The organism is Pseudomonas sp. CC11G, from assembly GCF_056174845.1.
The window spans coordinates 294,303-313,658 of the sequence record NZ_JBWBZC010000006.1 but is presented as its reverse complement, the minus strand read 5'-3'; the positions used below and the strand labels follow the sequence as shown (position 1 = coordinate 313,658).

The window sequence follows — 19,356 nt, the reverse complement described above, 5'->3', positions numbered from 1 at the left end:
TACCTGGATCCCCGCCCGCGCGGGGATGACGGATTTCAGATAGGGGGTAAACCTATCAGTTATGCGCGTGCAGGGCAGCGTTCAGCTCGATCGCGGTCTTGTGCGATTTGGCTTCTACGGCGCCGGTCTGCGAGTTGCGGCGGAACAGCAGGTCCGGCTGGCCAGCCAGGTCGCGCGCTTTAAGCACTTTTACCAGCTGGTTCTGGTCGTCGAGCAGCGCCACTTTGGTGCCGGCGGTGATGTACAGGCCCGATTCCACGGTGTTGCGGTCGCCCAACGGGATGCCGATACCGGCGTTAGCGCCGATCAGGCAGCCTTCGCCGACGCTGATCACGATATTGCCGCCGCCAGACAGGGTGCCCATGGTGGAGCAACCGCCGCCCAGGTCCGAACCCTTGCCGACAAATACGCCCGCCGATACACGGCCTTCGATCATGCCCGGACCAGCGGTGCCGGCGTTGAAGTTGATAAAGCCTTCGTGCATGACGGTGGTGCCTTCGCCAACATAGGCGCCCAGACGGATACGCGAGCTATCAGCCAGACGCACGCCAGCCGGCACCACGTAGTCGGTCATTTTCGGGAACTTGTCCACCGAGAACACTTCCAGCAGCTCGCCTTTCAGGCGCGCTTCCAGTTGGCGCTCGGCCAGTTCGCTGAGGTCGACAGCGCCCTGGCTGGTCCAGGCCACGTTCGGCAGCAGCGGGAAGATGCCGGCCAGGCTCAGGCCGTGCGGCTTCACCAAGCGGTGCGAGAGCAGGTGCAGCTTCAGGTACGCCTCTGGGGTGGAGGTCAACGCAGCGTCTTCAGCCAGCAGGGTGGCCACCAGCGGGCGTTGGCTTTCGGCAGGCGGGTGAGCAGGGCAGCTTGGGCGGCGTCGACGTTTTTCAGCAGGTCGGCCAGTTCGGTAGCCTGGTTGCTGGTGAACGCGATGGCTTGGTTGCCGCCGCTGTAGCCGAGTTTCTCGCTGACTTTGGCGACCAGGTCGCTGGCCGGGTTAAGCAAAGGTTGTGCGTAAAACACTTCCAGCCAGTTGCCTTCGCGATTTTGGGTGCCGACGCCGAAGGCCAGGCTGAACAGGGAATTGGACATGGTGTTTCCTCTTGCTGAATTAGGTCGACGCGCCGAATGGCGGCGGCTGTCACGGTGTTTTTTGCCACTTGCCCGGGCTCGCCAGGCAGCGGTTTATTTGAATGCGGCGGCGTAGGCGTCCGGTTTGAAACCGAGCAGCGTCTTGCTGCCCAGGTCCAGCACCGGCCGCTTGATCATCGATGGCTGGGCCACCATCAGTTCAATCGCCTTGGCCTGGTTGAGGTCGCTTTTGTCGGCGTCGCTCAATTTGCGAAAGGTGGTGCCAGCGCGGTTCAGCACGCTTTCCCAGCCATGTTCGCTGCACCATTGCTGCAGGTGCTCGCGGTCGATGCCCACGGCTTTGTAGTCGTGAAAGGCGTAATCAACCTTGTGCTCTTCCAGCCAGGTGCGGGCTTTTTTCATCGTGTCACAGGCTTTGATGCCGTAGAGGGTGATGCTCATGCGTTTGCCTTGCTCTGAATAAAGGCGCGAATCCGCGTGGCGGCCTCCACGCATTCGGCCAACGGGGCGACCAGGGCCATGCGCACACGGCCCGCGCCGGGGTTGAAGCCGTCTACTTCGCGCGACAGGTACGAGCCGGGCACCACGGTGACGTGTTCTGCCGCGAACAGATCACGGGTGAAGTCGGCGTCATCCATTGGCGTTTTCGCCCACAAGTAAAAGCCGCCGTCGGGGCGCTGCACGTCCATCACCGGCTGCAGGATATTCAGCACGGCATCGTACTTTTCCCGGTACAGGTCGCGGTTGGCGCGTACATGGGCTTCGTCCTTCCAGGCGGCCACGCTAGCCAGCTGGGTTTGTACCGGCATGGCGCAGCCGTGGTAGGTACGGTACAGCAGGAATGATTTCAGGATTGCGGCATCACCGGCCACAAAGCCCGAGCGCAGGCCAGGCAGGTTGGAACGCTTGGACAGGCTGTGGAACACCACGCAGCGGGAAAAATCGCTGCGGCCCATAGCGGCGCAGGCGCTGAGCAGGCCGGCCGGCGGGTTGGCTTCGTCAAAATACAGCTCGCTGTAGCACTCGTCGGCGGCGATCACGAAATCGTACTGATCGGCCAGCGTGATCAGCTTTTGCAGGGTGGCTTGCGGAATCAGCGCACCGGTCGGGTTACCTGGGGAGCACAGGAACAGAATCTGGCAGCGCTGCCAGACGTCAGCCGATACGGCGTCGAAGTCCGGATTGAAACCGTTCTCCTCCAGGCACGGCAGGTAATGCGGCTTGGCGCCGGCCAGCAGGGCTGCGCCTTCGTAGATTTGATAGAACGGGTTGGGGCTGACCACCAAACCGTCGTCGCTGCGCTGCACCACGGTTTGGGTGAAGGCGAACAGCGCTTCGCGGGTGCCGTTCACCGGCAGCACATGCTTGGCCGCGTCCAGCCAGCCGGCTGGCACGTTGAAACGGCGCTCGCACCAGGTGGCGATCGCCTCGCGAAGCGCGGGAATACCCAGGGTGGTCGGGTAGACGGCGAGCTGGTCGAGGTTGTCGCTCAAGGCCTTGGCCACGAAGTCGGGCGAACGGTGTTTGGGTTCGCCAATCGACAGGGCAATCGCTTTCTTCTCGGCCGGCGGCTGAACACTGGCCAGCAGGGCGCGGAGCTTTTCAAACGGGTAGGGCTGCAGGTGGTTCAGGGCGTTATTCATGTGCGGGCGTCGTTATTCAAATACTGATGCGGGAGAGTTCGACTCGGTTGCCGTCGGCGTCGGAGAGCTGTTGGATGATCGCGTCCTGCAAGCGGGCACACAGATCGGGGTCGGACAACGGCTGGTTGTTGGCGTCGGTGACGAAAAACACGTCTTCCACGCGCTCGCCCAAGGTGGCGATCTTGGCGTTCTGCAGCGACAGGTCGAAGTCCAGGAAGATTCTGCCAATCCGCGCCAGTAGGCCGGGGCGGTCCGGTGAGGTGAGTTCCAGCACGGTAACCGGGCGGCCGGCGTCGTTGGAAATCACCACCTGCGGGGCAAAGGCGAAGTGCTTGAGCTGGCGCGGTACCCGGCGCTGGATGATGGTCGGGTAGTCGTCCGGGTGGCTCAGCGCGTTGACCAGGCCCTCGCGAATTTCCTTGATACGCGCCGGGTTGTCGCCAATCGACCCGCCATCCGTGTCGAGCACGATATAGCTGTCGAGGGTGAACTGGCTGCTGGAGGTGATGACGCGGGCGTCATGGATGTTCAGGTTGAGCTGGTCCATGGCCGCCACGGTTACGGCGAAGAAGTCGTGCTGGTCGGGGGCGTAGATGAAAATCTGCGTGCCGCCTTCGAACTCACGCTGAGTGGTTTCCTTGATCAACACCAGCGGGTCGTGGGCCGAGGTGTGCTGCAAGATGGCATCGGTGTGCCAGGCCACGTCGCCCGCGGTGTGACGCAGGAAGTAGTCATCGCCCAGTTGCGACCAGAGCTGTTCGGCGTCGTCCGGGTCGGTGCCGCTGCGCACCAGAATATCCAGGGCGGCATTCTGGGTTTGGCGAATCTGTTCTTCGCGGTCGACCGGGTGCTCCAGCCCACGGCGCAACGCGCGCTTGGTCTCGCTGTACAGCTGGCGCAGCAGGCTGGCGCGCCAGGAGTTCCACAGGGTCGGGTTAGTGGCGTTGATATCGGCCACAGTCAGCACGTACAGGTAATCGAGGTGCACCTGATCGCCCACCAGTTGGGCGAAGTCGTGGATGACCTGCGGGTCGGACAAGTCCTTGCGCTGCGCAGTGGTGGACATCACCAGGTGGTTTTGCACCAGCCAGACAATCAGGCGCGAATCCCAGGCCGGCAGCTGGTGGCGTTCGCAGAAGGCTTGCGCGTCGACCGCGCCCAACTCCGAGTGATCGCCGCCACGGCCCTTGCCGATGTCGTGGTACAGGCCGGCCATATAAATGAGTTCCGGCTTGGGCAGGGTGCCCATCAGCTTGCTGGCCAGCGGGAATTTCTCGGAGATTGGCGTGTACTGCAGTTTGCGCAGGTGCTTGATGAGGTTGAGCGTGTGCGCATCCACGGTGTAAATGTGGAACAGGTCGTGCTGCATCTGCCCGACGATATCGCCGAATTCGGGCAGGTAACGGCCGAGAATGCCGTAGCGGTTCATCCGCCGCAGGTTGCGGTGAATGCCGATTTCGCATTTGAACAGCTCGATAAACAGGCTGGTGTTGCGGATGTCCTGGCGGAACTCGTCGTCGATCAGGTGCCGGTATTCGCGCAGCAGGCGCACGGTGTCGGCGCGCACGCCCTTGATCTCGGGGTTCTGGGCCATCAGCACAAACACTTCGAGCATGGCGAACGGCGTGCGTTTGAAGACGCTGGAGCTGGTGACTTCGATATAGCCGTCGCGAAGCTGGAAGCGGCTGTTGAGCGGCAGCACCTGGCCGCTGTCTTCGTGGCGCAGAATCACTTCTTCGAAATGCTGGACCACCAGTTCGCTGAGCTCGGAGATGCTCATCACGACGCGGTAGTAGTTCTGCATAAAGTGTTCGATGGCGAGCTTGCCGTTGCTGTCTTCAAAGCCGAGCAGCTTGGCGATGGCGCGCTGGTGGTCGAACAGCAGACGGTCTTCGGCGCGGCCGGCAAGCATATGCAAGGCGTAACGCACCTTCCAGAGAAACTCCTGGGATGAGGCCAGCAGCGAATACTCGCTTTCCAGCAAAAAGCCCTGGCCGACCATGGCGTGCAGATTCAGGGTGCCGAAATGGCGGCGGGCGACCCAGAGAATGGTCTGAATATCGCGCAGGCCGCCGGGCGAGCCTTTGACGTTCGGCTCGAGGTTATATTCGGTGTCGTTGTACTTGGCGTGGCGGGCGGTCTGCTCGTCGCGCTTGGCAAGGAAGAAATCTTTGCTCGGCCACATCTTGCTGGTGCTGGTGACCTCGATCATGCGCTGGCGCAGACGCTCGGGGCCGGCGATGGTGCGGCTTTCCATCAGGTTGGTGACCACCGTCAGGTCGGCTTGCGCTTCGGAGGCGCATTCATCTACCGAGCGTACGCTTTGCCCGACTTCCAGGCCGATGTCCCACAGCAGGGTGAGGAAACGTTCGATGGAGTCGCGGAAGATTTCGTGGTCGGCGCTGTCGAGCAACAGCAGCAGGTCGATGTCCGAGTACGGATGCAGCTCGCCACGGCCGTAGCCGCCGACGGCCAGCAGGGCGATATCGGCGTCTTCACTCCAATCGAACTGGGCCCAGGCTTCGCGCAGGATCTGGTCGATGCACCAGGCGCGGTCTTCCACCAGGCGCCGCACGTCGCGGCCTTCCTTGAAGCGCTCATCGAGCACCTCATGGGCACGACGGATGGCTTTCTTGAATGCCGCAATGGGGCTGGCTTTGAGCGCCAGTTCCGCCTGGAACTGGCCGCGGTCGAACAACTCGGGATCCACCTGCGGCATTCAGTTGCTTTCCTTACTCTTTATATAAAGGGTGGTCAGGTCAGGTAGTCGATCAGGCCGAGGTGCGAGCGATGGTGTCATCGGTGCGCAGGGTGAAGATCTCGTAGCCGCTGGCGGTCACCAGAATGGTGTGTTCCCACTGGGCCGAGAGCTTGCGGTCTTTGGTGATGGCGGTCCAGCCGTCGCCCAGCAGGCGGGTTTCGGCGCGGCCCTGGTTGATCATCGGCTCGATGGTGAAGGTCATGCCTTCTTTCAATTCCATGCCGGTGCCGGCGCGGCCGTAGTGCAGCACTTGCGGCTCTTCGTGGAACACCTTGCCGATGCCGTGGCCGCAGTATTCGCGCACCACCGAGAAGCCGTTCTTTTCCGCGTGCTTCTGAATCACCTCACCGATATCGCCCAGGCGTGCGCCCGGTTTGACCAGTTCGATGCCTTTATACATGCATTCCTGGGTGATCTTGGACAGGCGCACTGCCCACTCGGGTACGTTGCCGACGTGGAACATCTTGCTGGTGTCGCCGTGGTAGCCGTCTTTGATCACGGTGATGTCGATGTTCAGTACATCGCCATCCTTGAGCGGCTTCTCATTCGGAATGCCGTGGCACACCACGTGGTTGATCGAGGTGCAGATGGATTTCGGGTAGCCCTTGTAGTTCAGCGGCGCAGGAATAGCCTGCTGAACGTTGACGATATAGTCGTGGCAGATGCGGTCGAGTTCTTCGGTGGTCACGCCCGGCTTGACGTATTCGCCGATCATTTCCAGCACTTCACTGGCCAGACGGCCGGCGATGCGCATTTTTTCGATTTCTTCGGGCGTCTTGATAGTGACGGTCATACAAGCTCTCTCAGCGCCCGGTTGGCGCTCGGCAAAAATACGGAAAGCGCGATTCTAGCATTCCAAGCAGCCTAACTATCTAGCTGTGGGCTGATCCCTACAGGCTTATGGTGCTTTCCTTATAGTAGTGGGGTGATTTGTGTTCGACCTGTTGCCGCGTCGATACGTACTTTCGGGTTCCGTTTCCCCACCTGCTGTGGTATAAAATGCGCCGCTTTCCGGGCACTAGCTCGAAAGCCTAAACCCCACACACGTATCGACACGATGACCTGGGTGCCTTTCAGTTAATTGCTCGCAGTTAATTGCTGGAGGTTGGTCATTGGGATGCGTGGAGGCCTAACCCGACTTATCAAGGAACTATCATGTCCCAAGTCAATATGCGCGATATGCTGAAGGCCGGTGTGCACTTCGGCCACCAGACCCGTTACTGGAACCCGAAAATGGGCAAGTACATTTTCGGCGCGCGCAACAAGATCCACATCATCAACCTCGAAAAAACCCTGCCGATGTTCAACGACGCTCTGGCGTTCGTTGAGAAACTGGCTTCGGGCAAAAACAAGATTCTGTTCGTCGGTACCAAGCGTTCCGCTGGCAAGATCGTGGCTGAAGAAGCAGCACGCTGCAATTCGCCGTTCGTCGATCACCGCTGGTTGGGCGGCATGCTGACCAACTACAAAACCATCCGTCAGTCGATCAAGCGTCTGCGCGACCTGGAAGTTCAGTCCCAGGACGGCACTTTCACCAAGCTGACCAAAAAAGAAGCGCTGATGCGCACTCGTGATCTGGAAAAACTGGATCGCAGCCTGGGTGGTATCAAGGACATGGGCGGCCTGCCTGATGCTCTGTTCGTAATCGACGTTGATCACGAGCGCATTGCTATCACCGAAGCTAACAAGCTCGGCATCCCGGTTATCGGCATCGTCGATACCAACAGCAGCCCGGAAGGTGTTGATTTCATCATCCCAGGCAACGATGACGCCATTCGCGCCATCCAGCTGTACATGGGTGCAATGGCTGACGCAGTAGTGCGTGGCCGCAGCAACGCCAACGGCGGCACCGACGAATTCGTCGAAGCTCCTGTTGCTGCTGAACAAGCTGAAGGCTGAGTAGACCGCTTCTAGCGTCTCTCGGTTAGCAAAAAGGGGGCTAGGCCCCCTTTTTGCCACCTTAGAATTGATCATCATCCGGCTCGCCGGGTGGGACTTATCCAAGAGGATTTCGAAATGGCAGAGATTACTGCAGCGCTGGTTAAAGAACTGCGTGAGCGTACTGGCGAAGGCATGATGGATTGCAAAAAGGCCTTGACCAAGGCTGGCGGCGACATCGAGAAAGCCATCGACGATATGCGTGCTTCGGGTGCCATCAAGGCCGCCAAGAAAGCCGGTAACGTGGCTGCCGAAGGCGCCATCGCGGTCAAGGTTGCTGCTGACAACAAGCGCGCCGTGATCATGGAAGTGAACTCGCAGACCGACTTCTTGGCTCTGCAAGATGACTTCAAGAAATTCGTAGCTGACAGCATCGACCAGGCCCTGGCCGAAAACCTGACCACCGTTGAGCCGCTGATCGCTGCTCGCGAAACCGCTCGCGTTGAGCTGGTTGCCAAGGTTGGTGAGAACGTCAACATTCGCCGTCTGACCGCTGTTGAAGGCGACGTGCTGGGTGCTTACGTTCACGGCAACAAAATCGGCGTGATCGTTTCGCTGAAAGGCGGTACCCCGGAACTGGCTCGCGACATCGCTATGCACGTTGCTGCCAGCAACCCTGAGTTCCTGCTGCCGTCGGAAGTTTCCGCTGAAGCCATCGAGCGTGAGAAGGGCGTTTTCCTGTCCCTCAACGAAGACAAGATCAAAGGCAAACCAGCCGAGATCGTCGAGAAGATGGTTGCTGGCCGTATCTCCAAGTTCCTGGCCGAAGCCAGCTTGGTTGAGCAGTCTTTCGTGAAAGATCCAGAAGTCACCGTTGGTGCTCTGGCCAAGAAAGCCGGCGCTGAAATCGTTTCCTTCGTACGTTACGGCGTAGGCGAAGGCATCGAGAAAGTTGAATCCAACTTCGCAGACGAAGTAGCGGCTCAACTGGCTGCCAGCAAGCAGTAAGGCGGGTTTTTACCTGTCGCCCCGAAGAGGCTGCCCGCTCACGCGCGCAGCCTCTTTGTCGAAATGGGGCCGACAATTGCATGTGTAAGAGGTATTGGTGCACTGTGCTGCACCAAATGCCGTGAGCGCTGTCCAAGCGCTCGATCAATGCAGGCATTTCGCCTGTTCAGAATTCAAACGCCGCAGGAGAGATACGCATGGCTCAGCAGGTGAGTGGTCGCCAACCTCGCTACAAACGCATTCTGCTCAAACTAAGCGGCGAAGCCTTGATGGGGTCGGAAGACTTCGGTATCGACCCCAAAGTGCTCGACCGCATGGCCCTGGAAGTCGGCCAATTGGTCGGAATAGGGGTTCAGGTTGGTCTGGTGATTGGTGGCGGTAACCTGTTCCGCGGCGCGGCTTTGAGCGCTGCCGGCATGGACCGCGTCACCGGCGACCACATGGGTATGCTGGCCACGGTAATGAACGCCCTGGCTATGCGCGACGCCCTTGAGCGCTCGAATATCCCCGCTATCGTGATGTCGGCGATTTCCATGGTCGGCGTCACCGACCATTACGATCGTCGCAAAGGCATTCGCCATCTGAACTCCGGGGACGTGGTGATTTTCGCCGCCGGTACCGGTAACCCGTTCTTCACCACCGACTCCGCAGCCTGCCTGCGTGCCATCGAAATCGATGCTGATGTGGTGCTGAAGGCGACCAAGGTGGATGGCGTGTACACCGCCGATCCGTTCAAAGATCCGAATGCTGAAAAATTCGACCGTTTGACCTATGACGAAGTCTTGGACCGCAAGCTGGGCGTGATGGACCTGACGGCCATCTGTCTGTGCCGTGACCACAAGATGCCGCTGCGGGTCTTCAATATGAACAAGCCCGGCGCACTGCTGAATATCGTAGTGGGCGGCGCGGAAGGAACCCTGATCGAGGAAGGCGAGCAATGATCAACGAAATCAAGAAAGACGCCCAAGAACGCATGCAGAAGAGCCTGGAATCGCTTGTCCACGCTTTCAGCCGCATCCGCACCGGCCAGGCGCACCCAAGCGTGCTCGGCGGCGTGATGGTGCCTTACTACGGCGCCGATACCCCGCTGAATCAGGTCGCCAACGTTACCGTTAAAGACTCGCGTACCCTGCAAGTCGTAGCGTTCGAGCGCAACATGCTCTCTGCTGTCGACAAGGCTATTCAGAGTTCCGGTCTGGGTCTGAACCCGACCAACCTCGGCGAACTGCTGCTGGTCACCATGCCGGCGCTGACGGAAGAAACCCGTAAGGGCTTCACCAAGCAAGCACGCGATGCAGCTGAAGACGGTCGTGTAGCGGTGCGCAACATTCGTCGCGACGCTTTGAGCCAGCTGAAAGATCTGGTGAAAGAGAAAGAAATCAGCGAAGACGAAGAACGCCGCGCAGCCGATGACATCCAGAAACTGACGGATAAGTTCGTCGGCGAGATTGAAGTCGCTGTGAAGCAGAAAGAAGCGGATCTGATGGCCGTTTAACGGTCGGTCTCGTCATGGAAAAGACCGTCAAGACCGGCTCGCCGGGCGTGCCACGGCATGTGGCAATCATCATGGATGGCAATAACCGCTGGGCCAAGAAGCGCCTGCTGCCTGGCGTTGCCGGGCACAAAGCGGGCGTTGATGCGGTGCGCGCGGTGATTGAGGTGTGCGCCGAGGAAGGCGTTGAGGTACTGACCTTGTTCGCCTTTTCCAGTGAAAACTGGGATCGACCGGCAGAAGAAGTCGGCGCCTTGATGGAGCTGTTTCTCTCTGCTTTGCGGCGCGAGGCGAGGCGGCTCAATGCCAACGGCATCAGCCTGCGCATCATCGGCGACCGCTCGCGTTTTCACCCTGAACTGCAAAGCGCCATGCGCGAAGCTGAGGCGCTCACTGCGGGTAATGACCGTTTTGTCCTGCAGGTAGCGGCCAACTACGGCGGCCAGTGGGATATCGCTCAGGCTGCCCAGCAATTGGCGCATCAGGTGCAGGCTGGTCATTTGCGTCCGGAAGACATCACTCCGCGTCTGTTGCAAGGCCACCTGGCCACCGGCGACCAACCGTTGCCCGATCTGTGTATCCGCACCGGTGGCGAGCACCGCATCAGCAATTTCCTGTTGTGGCAGTTGGCGTATTCCGAGTTGTATTTCTCCGACCTGTTCTGGCCGGACTTCAAACACGACGCCATGCGCAACGCGCTGGCCGATTACGCTACCCGCCAGCGCCGCTTTGGTAAAACCAGCGAGCAAGTGGCAGCTGAGGCACGCGCACAATGTTGAAGCAACGCATCATCACGGCTCTGATTCTGGCGCCTATCGCCCTCGGCGGTTTTTTTCTGCTCAGTGGTTCTGCCTTCGCCTTGTTTATTGGCGCGGTGGTAACCCTTGGGGCGTGGGAGTGGGCGCGTCTGGCTGGCTTTGAAGCGCAGCCAGTGCGTGTGACTTACGCCGCTGCCGTCGCCGTGTTGCTGTTCGTGCTGTATCAGGTGCCCGCGCTGGCGCCGGTCGTGCTGCTGGTGGGTATCGTCTGGTGGTTGGCGGCGACCTTTCTGGTGGTCAACTTTCCTGAGAGCAGCCGCTATTGGGCGGGTACGCCAATTAAATTGGTGATCGGTTTGCTGATTCTGCTGCCGGCCTGGCAAGGCCTGGTGCTGATCAAGCAATGGCCGCTGGCCAATTGGCTGATTTTCGCGGTGATGATTCTGGTTTGGGGGGCAGATATCGGCGCCTATTTCTCCGGTCGTGCCTTTGGCAAACGCAAGCTGGCGCCCAAGGTCAGTCCGGGTAAAAGCTGGGAAGGTGTGTTCGGTGGTCTGCTGACATGTCTGCTGATCGCTGTTGGCGTAGGCCTGTTCCGTGGCTGGAGCGTGGGCGAGTTTGTGCTCGGTTTGGCCGGTGTTGCTTTGGTGGTGATGGTGTCGGTGGTCGGTGATCTGACCGAAAGCATGTTCAAGCGCCAGGCAGGCCTGAAAGACAGCAGCAATTTGTTGCCGGGCCACGGCGGTGTGCTGGATCGCATCGATAGTCTGACTGCCGCCATCCCCATGATTACCGTGTTGCTCTGGGGTGCGGGCTGGGGTTCGCTGTGAGTCTGGCGCAACAGATCACGGTTCTGGGGGCGACCGGCTCCATCGGCCTTAGCACGCTAGATGTTATCGCTCGCCACCCTCAGCGTTACCAAGTGTTTGCCCTTAGTGGCTTCTCTCGCCTGGCCGAGCTGGAAGCGCTGTGCCTGCTGCATCGTCCACGCTATGCAGTAGTGGCGGACGCAGCGGCAGCCGGCAAGCTGCGCGCTGCCCTGCAGGCGGCAGGCTTGGCGACTCAAGTGCTGGAAGGGGAGGGCGGTCTCTGCGAAGTGGCGGCCCATCCTGAAGTGGATGCCGTGATGGCGGCGATCGTCGGCGCCGCCGGTTTGAAGCCGACGCTGGCCGCCGTCGAGGCGGGCAAGAAGGTTTTGCTGGCTAATAAAGAAGCGCTGGTGATGTCCGGCGCGCTGTTTATGCAGGCTGTGCGCAAAAGCGGCGCCGTGCTCCTGCCGATCGACAGCGAACACAACGCCATTTTCCAATGTTTGCCCACCGACTATGCGCGTGGCCTCAATAACGTAGGCGTGCGGCGCATTCTGCTGACCGCCTCGGGTGGCCCGTTCCGTCAGACGCCGCTGGGTGATTTGCAGCATGTAACGCCTGAACAGGCCTGTGCGCACCCGAACTGGTCCATGGGGCGCAAGATTTCGGTCGATTCGGCCAGCATGATGAACAAGGGCCTGGAGCTGATCGAGGCCTGCTGGTTGTTCGACGCGCCGCCCTCCAAAGTCGAAGTGGTGATTCATCCGCAGAGCGTCATTCACTCGCTGGTCGATTATGTCGACGGTTCGGTGTTGGCGCAGTTGGGCAACCCTGATATGCGTACGCCGATCAGCCATGCACTGGCTTGGCCGGAGCGTATCGACTCAGGTGTGCTGCCCCTCGATCTGTTCGCCATTGCTCGTTTGGACTTTCTCCCGCCGGACGAGCAGCGCTTCCCTTGCCTGCGTTTGGCTCGTCAGGCCGCCGAGGCAAGCGGAACGGCGCCGGCCATGCTTAATGCCGCGAATGAAGTGGCGGTGGCGGCGTTTCTCGAACGGCGCATTCGTTTCCCCGAGATCGCGAGTATGATTGACGCGGTCTTGAACGCTCAGCCGGCCCAGCCGGTAGACAGTCTTGATGCCGTACTGGCCGCCGATGCCAGTGCGCGAGCGCAGGCTGAACACTGGTTGAGTCACCACGGGCGTTAGCTCGGAGGATGTAAATGAACATGCTGTATATGGTCTGCGGCCTGCTGGTCGCCCTGGGCGTGCTGGTTACCTTCCACGAGTTCGGCCATTTCTGGGTCGCTCGCCGTTGTGGTGTGAAGGTGCTGCGCTTCTCCGTCGGCTTTGGCACCCCGCTGGTGCGCTGGCACGACCGTCACGGTACCGAGTTTGTTGTCGCCGCCATCCCGCTGGGCGGCTACGTAAAAATGCTGGACGAGCGCGAGACCGACGCGCACATCGCCACCGAAGACCTCCCTTTCGCTTTCAACCGCAAGCCGGTGCTGCAACGCATCGCCATTGTTTCTGCTGGGCCTATCGCCAACTTCCTACTGGCGATTTTCTTTTTCTGGGTGCTGGCGATGATGGGCAGCCAGCAAGTGCGCCCGGTGATTGGTGCGGTCGAGCCGCAGAGTTTGGCGGCGCAGGCCGGTTTGGCGGCGGGTCAGGAAATTGTCGCAGTCGATGGTGAGCGTACCAGCGGCTGGAGCAACATCGGCCTGCAGCTGGTTCGCCGTCTAGGCGAAAGCGGGCAGATTGCCGTGCAGGTGATTGAGCCGGGCTCCACCACTGAAACCACCCATAACGTTCAATTGCAGGATTGGCTCAAAGGCGCTGACGAGCCAGACCCGATTGCTTCGCTGGGTATCCGTCCTTGGCGTCCGGTGCTTGAGCCGGTACTCGCCACGCTCGATCCCGATGGGCCTGCGCAAGCAGCCGGCTTGAAAGTTGGCGATCGCTTGCTGACCCTGGATGGTGCGGCGCTTGGCGACTGGCAGCAACTAGTCGACGGTGTGCGCCCGCGTGCCGGTCAGCGCATCCTGCTGGCGGTTCAACGCGATGGTCAGCAGATCGATGTGCCGGTCACCTTGGCGTCAAAAGGTAACGACAAGGCTCACTCAGGCTACCTCGGCGCCGGTGTGCAGGGCGGTGAGTGGCCGGCGGACATGCTTCGTGAAGTGAATTTCGGGCCGCTGGAATCAGTCTCCCAGGCGCTTAAACGCACCTGGACGATGAGCCTCCTGACCCTTGATTCACTGAAGAAAATGCTCTTTGGCGAGCTCTCGGTAAAAAACTTGAGCGGGCCGATAACCATTGCTAAAGTGGCGGGCGCTTCAGCCCAGTCCGGGGTAGGGGATTTTCTAAATTTCCTGGCCTATCTGAGCATCAGTTTGGGGGTTCTCAATCTTTTGCCGATTCCCGTGCTTGATGGGGGGCACCTGCTTTTCTATCTGATCGAATGGGTGCGTGGTCGCCCGGTGTCAGAGCGAGTGCAGGGGTGGGGGATGCAGATCGGCATCAGTCTGGTGGTTGGGGTGATGTTGCTGGCGCTGGTCAATGACCTGAGTCGGTTCTGAGTTTCATCGTTATACCGTTCACCGAATTACAAAAAGTGCCGCCTTTCGCGGCAGATTTTTTATCGTCAGTTGGAATAAGAAAGGACTTCATGAAACGTCTGCTGCTGCTACCTGTGGTGCTCTTCGCACTGATGATCGCCGAAGTTCACGCCGAGTCCTTCACCATCTCCGATATCCGCGTCAACGGCCTGCAGCGGGTTTCCGCCGGCAGCGTGTTCGGCGCCTTGCCCCTGAACGTGGGTGAAACGGCCGATGATCGCCAGTTGGTCGAAGCCACCCGCTCGCTGTTCAAAACCGGTTTCTTCCAGGACATTCAACTGGGTCGTGACGGCAACGTGCTCGTCATTACTGTAGTAGAACGCCCGTCGATCTCCAGCATCGAGATCGAAGGTAACAAGGCCATCACCAGCGAAGACCTGCTGAAGGGTTTGAACCAGTCCGGTCTGTCGGAAGGCGAAATCTTCCAGCGCGCCACCCTTGAAGGCGTGCGTAACGAGCTGCAGCGTCAGTACGTGGCCCAGGGTCGCTACTCGGCCGAAATCGAAGCAGAAGTTATTCCCCAGCCGCGTAACCGCGTCGCGCTGAAGATCAACATCAATGAAGGCACCGTCGCCGCCATCCAGCACATCAACGTGGTGGGTAACACGGTGTTCCCGGATGAAGACCTGGTTGATCTGTTCGAACTGAAGACCACCAACTGGCTTTCCTTCTTCAAGAACGACGACAAGTACGCCCGCGAAAAACTGTCCGGTGACCTTGAGCGTCTGCGCTCCTACTACCTGGACCGCGGCTACATCAATATGGATATCTCCTCCACCCAGGTATCCATCACCCCGGACAAGAAGCACGTCTACATCACCGTCAACGTGGATGAAGGCCAGAAGTACACCGTTCGTGAAGTGAAGCTCAGCGGCGACCTCAAGGTGCCGGAAGACGAAGTCAAAGCCCTGCTGCTGGTGAAAAAAGGCCAGGTGTTCTCGCGCAAGCTGATGACCACCACGTCGGAACTCATCACCCGTCGCCTTGGTAACGAGGGCTACACCTTTGCCAACGTCAACGGCGTGCCGGAAGCGCACGACGAAGACCACACCGTATCGATTACCTTCGGCGTCAACCCAGGCAAACGTGCTTACGTAAACCGCATCAACTTCCGTGGCAACACCAAGTCCGAAGACGAAGTGCTGCGCCGTGAAATGCGTCAGATGGAAGGCGGCTGGGCTTCGACCTACCTGATCGACCAGTCGAAAACCCGTCTGGAGCGTCTGGGCTTCTTTAAAGAAGTAAACGTTGAAACCCCGCAAGTGCCGGGTACCGACGACCAGGTTGACGTGAACTACAGCGTTGAAGAGCAAGCTTCGGGTTCCATCACCGCTAGCGTGGGTTTCGCACAGAACGCCGGTCTGATCCTTGGTGGTTCGATCAGCCAGAACAACTTCCTGGGTACGGGTAACAAGGTCAGCATCGGCCTTACCCGCAGCGAATACCAAACCCGCTACAACTTCGGCTTCGTTGACCCCTACTGGACCGTCGACGGCGTGAGCCTGGGTTACAACGCCTTCTACCGCACCACTGACTACGATGAACTGGACACCGACGTTTCCAGCTATGCCGTGGACAGCTTTGGCGGTGGCGTAAGCATTGGCTACCCAATCAGTGAGACTGCGCGCCTGACCTTTGGTCTGACTGCGCAGGAAGACGAAATCAAGACCGGTGACTACACCGTTGACGAAATCATCAACTTCCTCGACCAGGAAGGGGATAACTTCCTCAACTTCAAAGGCTCCATCGGCTGGTCCGAGTCCACCCTGAACCGTGGCGTGCTGGCTAACCGTGGTCACTCGCAAAGCCTGGTGCTGGAAACCACGTTGCCAGGTAGCGACCTGTCCTTCTACAAGCTGGACTACCGCGCTCAGATCTTCGCGCCGCTGACCACCAACACCACCATGCGTTTCCATACCGAACTGGGTTATGGCGACGGTTACGGTTCCACCTCCGGCCTGCCGTTCTATGAGAACTACTACGCCGGTGGTTTCAACTCGGTACGCGGCTTCGAAGACAGCAGCCTTGGCCCGCGCAGTACCCCAAGCTATGTGCCAGGCGGTGGCCGTGACAAATACGGTCGTTACACCGACCCGGACCAAGATCCGCTGCCATTTGGCGGTAACGTGTTGATCCAGGGTGGTGCGGAATACCTGTTCCCACTGCCTTTCGTGAAAGACCAGCGTTCCCTGCGTACCTCGTTGTTCTGGGATGTGGGTAATGTGTTCGATACCAACTGCAGTTCCACGCAGAAAAAACGTGGCGACAGCGGTTGTGATCTCGACCTGAGTAGTCTGGCTAGCTCCGTAGGTGTTGGCGTGACCTGGATTACCGCGTTGGGCCCGCTCAGCTTCAGCTTGGCCATGCCAATCAAGAAGCCGGACGATGCCGACACTCAAGTGTTCCAGTTCTCCCTCGGTCAGACTTTCTAATTACCTGATCACACAACAGTTTTGCAGGAGTTCATCGTGCGCAAGTTGATCCAATTGGTACTGTTAAGCGCTGCCGTTCTGGCAGGCCCGGCCTTCGCCGACATGAAAATTGCCGTGCTGAACTATCAGCAGGCACTGCTTGAGTCGGACGCTGCGAAGAAATACGCAGTGGATGCCGAGAAGAAATTCGGTCCGCAACTCACCAAGCTCAAGGCTCTGGAAACCAGCGCCAAAGGCATCCAGGATCGTCTGGTCAAAGAAGGCGACAAACTGCAGCAAGGCGAGCGTGAGCGTCTGGAGCTTGAATTCAAGCAAAAGGCCCGTGACTTCCAGTTCCAGTCCAAAGAGCTGAACGAAGCCAAAGCCGGTGCGGACCGCGAAATGCTGAAGAAGCTGAAGCCGACTCTGGATAAAGCCGTTGAAGACGTGATCAAGAACGGCGCCTTCGACCTGGTGCTGGAGCGCGGTGCGGTGATTGATGTCAAACCTCAGTACGACATCACCCGCCAAGTCATCGAGCGCATGAACCAGTCGCGTTAATCATGACTGCTATTGTTTTCTCCCTCGGCCAGCTGGCCGAGCGTCTAGGCGCCACCCTGCGTGGCGCTGCAGACACCAGCATTACCGGCTTGGCCACCTTGCATGAGGCTGGCCCGGCTGAGCTGAGCTTCCTCGCCAACCCCCAATACCGCAAATTCCTCACTGACTGCAAAGCCGGTGCGGTGCTGCTGACTGCGGCGGATGCCGACGGTTATGCCGGCGCGGCATTGATCGTCCCCAACCCCTATCTGGCTTACGCCGAACTTTCCCATCTGTTCGATCGCAAACCGCGTGCGGTGGCCGGCGTTCACGCCACCGCCATTGTCGCGGCGGATGCGGTGGTCGATGCGACTGCCAGTATCGGGGCCTACGCGGTTATCGAGAGTGGTGCGCAGATTGGGGCCGGCGTAACCATCGGTGCCCAGTGCTTTATCGGCGCGCGCACCGTGGTGGGTGAGGGTGGTTGGTTGGCACCGCGGGTAACGCTGTACCACGATGTGCATATCGGTAAGCGTGTGGTCATTCAGTCGGGCGCAGTCATCGGCGGTGAAGGCTTCGGCTTTGCCAACGAAAAAGGCGTGTGGCAGAAGATCGCCCAGATCGGCGGCGTCACCCTGGGTGATGACGTGGAAGTGGGCTCCAACACCACCATCGACCGTGGCGCGCTGGCCGACACCATCATTGGCAACGGCGTGAAACTGGATAACCAGATCATGATCGCGCACAACGTCCAGGTCGGTGATCACACCGCCATGGCGGCGTGTGTCGGTATTTCCGGCAGCACCAAAATCGGTAAGCACTGTATGCTTGCCGGCGGCGTCGGACTGGTGGGGCATATCGAGATCTGCGATGGCGTATTCGTCACCGGCATGACCATGGTTACTCGCTCTATTACCGAACCCGGTTCGTATTCTTCCGGCACGGCCATGCAGCCGGCAGCGGAGTGGCGCAAAAGCGCGGCCCGTTTCCGTACCCTGGATGACATGGCGCGTCGCCTGCAGCAGCTAGAAAAGCGTCTGGCCGCCGTGACCCCGGCCGACGATGCTTCATCTGATGCGTGACTGACGACATTCGTCAGTCCCCTTCCTCTATTACAGGCTTTTCCGAACATGATGGACATTAACCAGATCCGCGAGTACTTGCCGCACCGCTACCCGTTCCTGCTGGTAGACCGTGTGGTTGACTTGGATGTGGCAGACACCAAGACCATTCGCGCCTACAAGAATGTCAGCATCAACGAGCCTTTCTTCAACGGTCACTTCCCCGAACACCCAATCATGCCGGGTGTGCTGATCATCGAAGCCATGGCCCAAGCCGCCGGCATCCTGGGTTTCAAGATGCTTGACGTGAAGCCGGCCGATGGCACGCTTTACTACTTCGTCGGCTCCGATAAGCTGCGTTTTCGCCAGCCCGTAACGCCGGGCGACCAGCTGATTCTTGAAGCCAAGTTCATCAGCTCCAAGCGCAGCATCTGGAAGTTCGCCTGCCGTGCCAGCGTTGACGGCAAAGAAGTGTGCTCGGCAGAAATCATCTGTGCGGAAAGGAAGCTATGAGTTTGATTGACCCTCGAGCGATCATCGATCCGACTGCCAAGCTGGCCGACGACGTAGAAGTCGGCCCTTGGTCGATCGTCGGTCCCGGTGTGGAAATCGGCGAGGGTACGGTCATCGGGCCCCACGTGATTCTCAAGGGGCCCACGCGCATTGGTAAGCACAACCGCATCTACCAGTTTTCCTCGGTAGGCGAAGACACCCCCGATCTCAAGTACAAGGGCGAAGACACCCGCCTGGTGATCGGCGACCACAACGTGATTCGCGAAGGCGTGACCATCCACCGCGGCACCATTCAGGACCGCGCAGAAACCACCATTGGCGACCACAACCTGATCATGGCCTATGCCCATGTCGGGCACGACAGCGTGATCGCCAACCACTGCATCCTGGTCAACAACACCGCGTTGGCCGGCCATGTGCACGTGGATGACTGGGCTATTTTGTCCGGCTTTACCCTGGTGCATCAGTTCTGCCGTATCGGCGCCCACAGCTTCTCCGGCATGGGCACCGCCATCGGCAAAGACGTACCGGCCTATGTCACCGTATTCGGCAACCCAGCCGAAGCGCGCAGCATGAACTTCGAAGGCATGCGCCGTCGTGGGTTCAGCGAAGAGGCCATTCAGGCTCTGCGTCGCGCCTATAAAGTGGTGTATCGCCAAGGGCTGACCGTCGACAAGGCGCTCGCCGAGTTGGCCGACTCCGCTGCGCAATACCCGGAAGTCGCCGTGTTTATCGACTCCATCAAAGCCTCGTCGCGCGGCATCACCCGCTAA

General features: G+C 59.5%; 17 protein-coding genes and 1 pseudogene. 13 read left to right on the top strand and 5 right to left on the bottom strand.

Annotated features, from left to right (window positions below):
• Nucleotides 1-55 precede the first annotated feature (55 nt).
• From dapD to map, 5 genes and pseudogenes are all read right to left on the bottom strand, one after another.
• Nucleotides 56-1,089, bottom strand: a pseudogene (gene dapD / locus AC0V2S_RS11390) (2,3,4,5-tetrahydropyridine-2,6-dicarboxylate N-succinyltransferase).
• A gap of 93 nt (nt 1,090-1,182) precedes the next feature.
• Nucleotides 1,183-1,530, bottom strand: coding sequence for an ArsC family reductase (locus AC0V2S_RS11385; protein WP_475509835.1), 348 nt, complete (start codon nt 1,528-1,530; stop codon nt 1,183-1,185).
• Nucleotides 1,527-2,732 carry a succinyldiaminopimelate transaminase gene (gene dapC / locus AC0V2S_RS11380; RefSeq protein WP_475509834.1) on the bottom strand — a complete coding sequence of 402 codons (1,206 nt, stop codon included), beginning with the start codon at nt 2,730-2,732 and terminating at the stop codon, nt 1,527-1,529. Before dapC ends, AC0V2S_RS11385 begins: the two co-directional genes overlap by 4 nt.
• Nucleotides 2,733-2,748: 16 nt before the next feature.
• Nucleotides 2,749-5,451: a [protein-PII] uridylyltransferase gene (locus AC0V2S_RS11375; RefSeq protein ID WP_475509833.1), complete on the bottom strand. Its 2,703-nt coding sequence runs from the start codon at nt 5,449-5,451 to the stop codon at nt 2,749-2,751.
• Between the two features lie 52 nt (nt 5,452-5,503).
• Nucleotides 5,504-6,286, bottom strand: a complete 783-nt coding sequence (map, locus tag AC0V2S_RS11370) for a type I methionyl aminopeptidase (protein WP_475509832.1) — start codon at nt 6,284-6,286, stop codon at nt 5,504-5,506.
• A 362-nt stretch (nt 6,287-6,648) separates the two neighbouring features.
• Between map and rpsB the strand changes: the two genes are divergently transcribed.
• The 13 genes from rpsB (at nt 6,649) to lpxA (ending at nt 19,356) form a co-directional block, all read left to right on the top strand.
• Nucleotides 6,649-7,392 (top strand): 30S ribosomal protein S2, encoded by a 744-nt coding sequence (gene rpsB, locus AC0V2S_RS11365; protein WP_475509831.1) that lies wholly within the window; start codon nt 6,649-6,651, stop codon nt 7,390-7,392.
• A gap of 117 nt (nt 7,393-7,509) precedes the next feature.
• On the top strand, nt 7,510-8,379 hold the full coding sequence (tsf, locus tag AC0V2S_RS11360) for a translation elongation factor Ts (protein ID WP_475509830.1): 870 nt from the start codon (nt 7,510-7,512) through the stop codon (nt 8,377-8,379).
• A 197-nt stretch (nt 8,380-8,576) separates the two neighbouring features.
• On the top strand, nt 8,577-9,320 hold the full coding sequence (gene pyrH, locus AC0V2S_RS11355; protein ID WP_108095943.1) for a UMP kinase: 744 nt from the start codon (nt 8,577-8,579) through the stop codon (nt 9,318-9,320).
• Entirely contained in the window at nt 9,317-9,874 is a 558-nt protein-coding gene (gene frr, locus AC0V2S_RS11350; RefSeq protein WP_475509829.1) for a ribosome recycling factor, read from the top strand. Before pyrH ends, frr begins: the two co-directional genes overlap by 4 nt.
• 14 nt (nt 9,875-9,888) lie before the next feature.
• A complete protein-coding gene (gene uppS / locus AC0V2S_RS11345; RefSeq protein WP_475509828.1) occupies nt 9,889-10,650 on the top strand; it encodes a polyprenyl diphosphate synthase in 762 nt (253 codons plus the stop codon).
• The gene (locus AC0V2S_RS11340; RefSeq protein ID WP_475509827.1) at nt 10,644-11,459 is read left to right on the top strand and encodes a phosphatidate cytidylyltransferase; all 816 of its coding nucleotides are present in this window, start codon (nt 10,644-10,646) and stop codon (nt 11,457-11,459) included. Before uppS ends, AC0V2S_RS11340 begins: the two co-directional genes overlap by 7 nt.
• Nucleotides 11,456-12,646: a 1-deoxy-D-xylulose-5-phosphate reductoisomerase gene (gene ispC / locus AC0V2S_RS11335; RefSeq protein ID WP_475509826.1), complete on the top strand. Its 1,191-nt coding sequence runs from the start codon at nt 11,456-11,458 to the stop codon at nt 12,644-12,646. Before AC0V2S_RS11340 ends, ispC begins: the two co-directional genes overlap by 4 nt.
• Nucleotides 12,647-12,660: 14 nt before the next feature.
• Complete coding sequence (rseP, locus tag AC0V2S_RS11330; RefSeq protein ID WP_475509825.1) at nt 12,661-14,019, top strand: sigma E protease regulator RseP; 1,359 nt, start codon at nt 12,661-12,663, stop codon at nt 14,017-14,019.
• An 89-nt stretch (nt 14,020-14,108) separates the two neighbouring features.
• Entirely contained in the window at nt 14,109-16,490 is a 2,382-nt protein-coding gene (gene bamA / locus AC0V2S_RS11325) for an outer membrane protein assembly factor BamA (RefSeq protein WP_475509824.1), read from the top strand.
• Nucleotides 16,491-16,526: 36 nt separating this feature from the next.
• Nucleotides 16,527-17,030 (top strand): OmpH/Skp family outer membrane protein, encoded by a 504-nt coding sequence (locus tag AC0V2S_RS11320; protein ID WP_475509823.1) that lies wholly within the window; start codon nt 16,527-16,529, stop codon nt 17,028-17,030.
• 2 nt (nt 17,031-17,032) lie between these two features.
• Nucleotides 17,033-18,091: a UDP-3-O-(3-hydroxymyristoyl)glucosamine N-acyltransferase gene (gene lpxD / locus AC0V2S_RS11315; RefSeq protein WP_475509822.1), complete on the top strand. Its 1,059-nt coding sequence runs from the start codon at nt 17,033-17,035 to the stop codon at nt 18,089-18,091.
• A 48-nt stretch (nt 18,092-18,139) separates the two neighbouring features.
• Complete coding sequence (gene fabZ / locus AC0V2S_RS11310; protein ID WP_475509821.1) at nt 18,140-18,583, top strand: 3-hydroxyacyl-ACP dehydratase FabZ; 444 nt, start codon at nt 18,140-18,142, stop codon at nt 18,581-18,583.
• Nucleotides 18,580-19,356 (top strand): acyl-ACP--UDP-N-acetylglucosamine O-acyltransferase, encoded by a 777-nt coding sequence (lpxA, locus tag AC0V2S_RS11305; RefSeq protein WP_475509820.1) that lies wholly within the window; start codon nt 18,580-18,582, stop codon nt 19,354-19,356. The genes fabZ and lpxA overlap by 4 nt, the downstream gene beginning before the upstream one ends.